This window comes from Elusimicrobiota bacterium (assembly GCA_041660925.1).
Lineage (GTDB): Bacteria > Elusimicrobiota > Elusimicrobia > UBA1565 > UBA1565 > JBAZUV01.
The window spans coordinates 27,980-33,266 of sequence record JBAZVI010000012.1 but is presented as its reverse complement, the minus strand read 5'-3'; the positions used below and the strand labels follow the sequence as shown (position 1 = coordinate 33,266).

5 protein-coding genes are annotated in these 5,287 nt (G+C 68.5%); 4 read left to right on the top strand and 1 reads right to left on the bottom strand.

Annotated elements, in window-relative coordinates; genetic code table 11:
- Positions 1-208: 208 nt before the first annotated feature.
- Genes WC969_14390 through WC969_14375 form a run of 4 tightly spaced genes read left to right on the top strand, consistent with a single transcriptional unit; the run spans position 209 to position 4,648 of the window.
- The gene (locus tag WC969_14390) at positions 209-769 is read left to right on the top strand and encodes a helix-turn-helix domain-containing protein (GenBank protein MFA6031042.1); all 561 of its coding nucleotides are present in this window, start codon (positions 209-211) and stop codon (positions 767-769) included.
- A 5-nt stretch (positions 770-774) separates the two neighbouring features.
- On the top strand, positions 775-2,088 hold the full coding sequence (locus tag WC969_14385; protein ID MFA6031041.1) for a hypothetical protein: 1,314 nt from the start codon (positions 775-777) through the stop codon (positions 2,086-2,088).
- Complete coding sequence (locus WC969_14380; GenBank protein MFA6031040.1) at positions 2,088-3,368, top strand: hypothetical protein; 1,281 nt, start codon at positions 2,088-2,090, stop codon at positions 3,366-3,368. The genes WC969_14385 and WC969_14380 overlap by 1 nt, the downstream gene beginning before the upstream one ends.
- Positions 3,368-4,648, top strand: coding sequence for a hypothetical protein (locus WC969_14375; GenBank protein MFA6031039.1), 1,281 nt, complete (start codon positions 3,368-3,370; stop codon positions 4,646-4,648). Before WC969_14380 ends, WC969_14375 begins: the two co-directional genes overlap by 1 nt.
- 77 nt (positions 4,649-4,725) lie before the next feature.
- Here the strand turns inward: WC969_14375 and WC969_14370 are convergent, their stop codons facing one another.
- Positions 4,726-5,274 carry a hypothetical protein gene (locus WC969_14370; GenBank protein ID MFA6031038.1) on the bottom strand — a complete coding sequence of 183 codons (549 nt, stop codon included), beginning with the start codon at positions 5,272-5,274 and terminating at the stop codon, positions 4,726-4,728.
- Positions 5,275-5,287: the final 13 nt, after the last annotated feature.

Genomic DNA, 5,287 nt, shown 5'->3' with positions numbered 1-5,287 from the left:
TCTGTCCGGGGGATACGCTCGCGCGTATGTCCAGACAATATCCTATAGGCGCGAAATATATGTGACAAGGGCGCGAATAAACGTTTAAAACTCCATTCCTGTCTTTTCCAGTCAAGAATATATTGCGCGAGACGAATATAACCCGCAGAAACCTTCCGACTGTTCCGATTGGGTTGAAAACGACGGAAAAAAATGCTTACATGCGAGAATGGAATCTCTCCGCCGCCGGACGCTGCGGGTCCGCGACCCGCAGACGCTGCGCTGGCACCTCGACCGTGAATTCCGGACCTCCGGAGACGCGCGCTATCATCGACGCCTCCAGACGGTGCTCATGGTCCTGCGCGGCATGAGCGCGCGCGCGGCGGCGCGCTCGATCGGACGCAGCCCGCGCACCGTCTCCGCCTGGGTCCGGCGCGCCGATATCGACGGGATCTCCGCGCTGCGCGGGGTCCCGCCGCCCGGGCGTCCCTCCCTGCTGGATCCCGCGGCGCGAGCGCGACTGCGCGAGGAGCTGCGCGCGCTTCCTTCGCGCTGGGGCTGGCCGGCCGGCCGTTGGAGCGGGCGGGTCCTCCAATCGCATCTCATGACGCGCTTCGGCGTGCTTCTGGGCGTCCGTCAATGCCAGCGCGTTCTCGCGAGAGAATGGATTCAAGCGCAGAAAGATTATGTCGCAAACGAAGCGCCGAGGGGGAACCCCTCGGCGGACGTCGGATCCGGCGGACTTCGCGGCGCGGAAATGAAAAACACGCGCCCTAATGACATAGAATGAGCTGGATGTCTCATACGACCACTCGCGCGCGCGTCCGCACCGGCCGCTTCCTGGCCCGGGCGCTCTTCGCGGTCGTTTTTTTCGCGGCCCCATCGCGGGCCGCCATAACGCAGAGCGTCGACTACGAAGGTTTCCTCAAGGATACGGGCACGGGCCTCCCCACGAACAAGACGAAGGACATGGAGTTCCACCTCTACTCCCAGGCCTCCGGCGGCTCGAGCCTGTGGAACGAACAGCGCTGCGGGGTCAACGGCGTCCCGGTGCTCAACGGGCGCTATGAGGTCGAGATCGGTTCGAAGACGGCCGGCGGCGTCCCCTCCGCCCGCTTCCTCGAGCGCTCGGCGCTCTGGCTGGAAGTCCGCGTCGACGCCAACGACGACTGCTCGGGCTTCGCGGCGCTGAGTCCGCGCGTGCGCCTGCTCACCGCGCCCTTCGTGTTCAACGCGCTGAGCGTGTCGACGGCGGCCTCCGTGGGCAACGCGGCGGACGCGGTGCTCGTCGCGGATTCCGACGCGAACGGCTCCGGGGCCCTCGTGGTGAAGGCGGGCGGGGTCGAGAGGATGCGCGTCCTCAACGCCGGGAACGTCGGCGTCGGCGTTTCGGCCCCCGCGGCGAAGCTGCACGTGAGCAGCGCGAGCGCGGCGGCGGGGGATGCGATCCTCCTCGTCTCGAGCGGGACCGGGCAGGGACAGCAGCTTCTGACCGTCATGGGCGACGGGAAGGTCGGCATCTCGACGGGGGCGCCCGCGGCGCTCCTTGCCGTGGCCGGCAAGGCGCAGGTGAACAGCACGATGACGGTGTACGGGAATCTCGTCGCGACGACCATGGGGGCCGCCAAGTCGGCCTTCATCCACATCCGGCTGAACCAGTGCGGCGGCGGCTGCGGCGGCTCCCATACCGTCGACACCTGGACCGACGTCGCCGCTCAGGGCTACGCCTGGACGCAGGCCATCAATACCTCGCCGGAGACCTTCGTCCATAACGGTACCGGACGCATCACGGTGAACAAGGCCGGGCTCTACAGGATCCGGCTCTATGCGTTCTTCATGCCCAGCGTCGCCGGCTCCTGGATCTGCTATGTCTGCCCCTCCGTCAACGGCTCCGCCGGGAGCTGCACCCCCAACAGCGCCGCCAACGGCCTGAAGCACGGCTACAACGAAGCGGCCTATTGGGCGAGGATGGGAGGCCCCTACGAGTTCATCCGGGCGCTTTCGGCCGGAAACACCGTGGGCTGGTCCTATTATCCGTCCTCGAGCTGGCCGCTCACGTATTGGGCTTACGACAACTACACGTCCATGTCGGTGGAGAAGGTGAACTGATGCTGCCCTCGACGGCCTTCCTTCCCGGGCTCGTCTTCGCGGCGTGCCTCGCGCTCCCGGCGCAAGCGGCCATCACCCAGACCCTCTCGTACGGCGGCTACCTGACCGACGCGGCCACCGGCCTTCCCCTCGGGGGGGGCAAGGACATGGATTTCCGGCTCTTCACCCAGGCGGCCGGGGGCGCGAGCGTCTGGAACGAGCAGCGCTGCGGCGCGAGCGGCGTTCCCGTGAGCAACGGCCGCTACCAGGTCGAGATCGGCTCGCAGACGGCCGGCGGAATCCCGGCCTCCGTCGTCTCCGACCGGTCGGCGCTCTGGCTCGAGGTCGCGGTGGACCCGAACGACGACTGCGCGGGCTTCGAGGCGCTCTCCCCGAGAGTCCGGCTCGAGGCGGCCGCCTACACTTTCAGCGCGCTCGTCGCCTCGACCGCGGCGTATGCCGCCATCACCGGCGACATGGCCGTGAGCGCCGATACCGACGCCGACGGGAACGGCGACGTCGTCTTGAAGACCGGCGCCGCCGAGCGCCTGCGCGTGCAGAGCGCCGGGCGCGTCGGTCTCGGCACGGCGACGCCCGTCGCGCGCCTGCACGTGAGCAGCGCGGGAGCGGTCTCGACCGACGAGGTCCTTCGGGTCTCGAGCGGGACGGGGACGATGCAGGAGCTCGTGCGCGTCTGGGGCGACGGCCGGGTCGCCGTGGGCACGACGAGCCCTTCCGGCGTGCTGCTCGAGGTCAACGGCAAGACGGCCGTCAACAGCACGCTCACAGTGAGCGGCGCGGTGACCGCGAACCTCTTCGACTCCTATCGCGGGGAGTACATCGAGATCTACCTCAGCCAGTGCGGCGGCCCTTGCGGCGGCAATCATGCGCTCAGCACCTGGACGGACATCGCGGCCCAGGGTTATTCCTGGACCCTGGGCTCGAACACCGCGCCCGACACCTTCAGCCATAACGGCACGGGCCGCATCACCGTCAATAAGGCGGGGACCTACTTGATCCGGCTCCACGCCATGCTCATCCCCGTCGCCGACGCCAACTACGCCGCGTACTTCTGCCCGTCCATCAACGGGAGCGCCGACTGCTCTCCCAACCAGTCCGCCTGCGGCATCCGCCTCGGCTACTACCCGGCGGGCTGGTGGACGCAGTACAACGGGCCCTTCGATTTCATCCGCACCCTGCCGGCCGGGACCACCATCGGCTATGCGTACGACCCGGTCCAGACCCTGACGTACTGGGCGCACGATACCTACATGGCCTTGGACGTCGTCCGTGTGAACTGATGATGAGAACAATCCGCCGCTTCCTCGCAGGCCTCCTGCTCCTCGGCGCCTCCCTCTCGGCGACGGCGGAGGCCGCCGTCACGCCGACCCTGCACCACAAGGGTTTTCTGAGCGACAAGGCGACGAACCTCCCCGTGAACAAGGCGAAGGACATGGAGTTCCGGCTCTTCGCGCAGGCCTCCGGAGGCGCGGCCCTCTGGACCGAGCAGCGCTGCGCGGCCGACGGCGTGCCGGTCCATAACGGCGGCTACAACGTGGAGGTCGGCTCGCAGACGGTCGGCGGCATCCCGGCCTCGTACTTCTCGGACTACGCGGCGCTCTGGCTCGAGGTCCGGGTGGACCCGGACGACGATTGCGCGGGCTTCGAGGCGCTCTCCCCGCGCACGCGCCTGCAGGCTTCCGCCTTCGCTTTCAGCGCCCTCAACACCTCGACGGCGGCCTCCGTCGCGAGCGCGGGGGACGCTCTGTTGGCCGCGGACACCGACGCGAACAACAGCGGAGACATCTCCCTGAAGACCGGAGTTTCCGAGCGCCTGCGGGTCTTGAACTCCGGGCGGGTCGGCATCGGCGCGGCCTCCCCGGCGGCGCGCCTGCACGTGAGCAGCGCGAACGCGGGCGCAGCGAACCAGATCTTCACGGCCTCACGCGGGGGCTCGCCGGGCCAGGAGTTCTTCCTCGTCCAGGGCGATGGGAAGGTCGGCATCGGGACGACGACCCCGACGGCCCTGCTCTCCGTGGACGGGACGATGAGCGTGGGGAGCACGCTGACGGTCAACGGCACGCTCGTGGCGACGAGGATGCAGTCCAAAAGCGCGGCGTTCATCCACATCGCCATGACCTCGTGCTCGGGCGGCTGCGCCGGCAATCATACCCTCAGCACCTGGACCGACATCGCGGCGCTCGGCCTCACCTGGGGAGTCTCGGCCAACACTTCGCCGGAGACCTTCGTTCATAACGGGACCGGCCGCATCACGGTGAACAGGGCCGGGACCTACCTCATCCGCCTGCACACGCTCATGCAGCCCACCGCCGCCACCGGCAACGTCGCCTGCGTCTGTCCGTCCATAAACGGGAGCGCGAACTGCCTGTCGATGTCCTCGACCGTCGGCTGGGACCATGGGTACTATCCGGCGGGCTGGTGGGCGCAGTACCCGCCGCGCGGCTTCATCACCAACCTCGTGCCCGGCGATACGGTGGGGATGGCGTACTATCCGGCCGTGGCGCTCAACATCTGGGCGTACTCGAGCTACCATGCCGTCGAGATCCTCCGACTAGACTGACAGGACATCCCTTCCGGGGATGTCCTGTCCATGACGCTGGAATGCAAGCCCGCAGGAGTTCCCTGCGGGACTTCCTGCTATTGCGGGTCGAGGGAGTCGGCGAGCGCGACGACGATGTCGGCGGCCTGGCGCACCTGCGCGGCTTCCGAGGGGGGCTCGCTCAGGCGCAGGTCCGCGCGGCCCGGGGTCGCGAGCACGCGGGCTCCGGGGAACTCCAGCAGGCGGCGCAGGACGTTGAGGTCGAGGGCTGCTCCGGCCTCCTCGGGCTGGGCGCGCACGAGGAGCTTCGCGTCGAGCGCGGAGTCCGGCACTCGGACCCGGTCGGGCACCACCATCCCCGCTTCCTTCTCCAAAAGCTCCTTCGGGCCGGCCTCCACGCGGAAGGCCCCGCCGGGGCGCAGCGCGCAGGACAGCACCGCCCCGCCTTCGACGGCGGTGAGCAGGACCTCGCGCTCCTTCCAGCGGCCCGAGAGGCGCGGGGGGGAGTCGGCGTACGTGAAGCTCAGACTGGCGGCCAGGGCGGGCCAGCGGGCGGCGGGGTTCCGGTAGCGGCTCTCGCGGAAGAAGTAGATTCCGATCGGAAGAGCCAATCCGAGCACGATGCCGGCGATCAGCAGAGGGTCCATGCCCCCATCATAT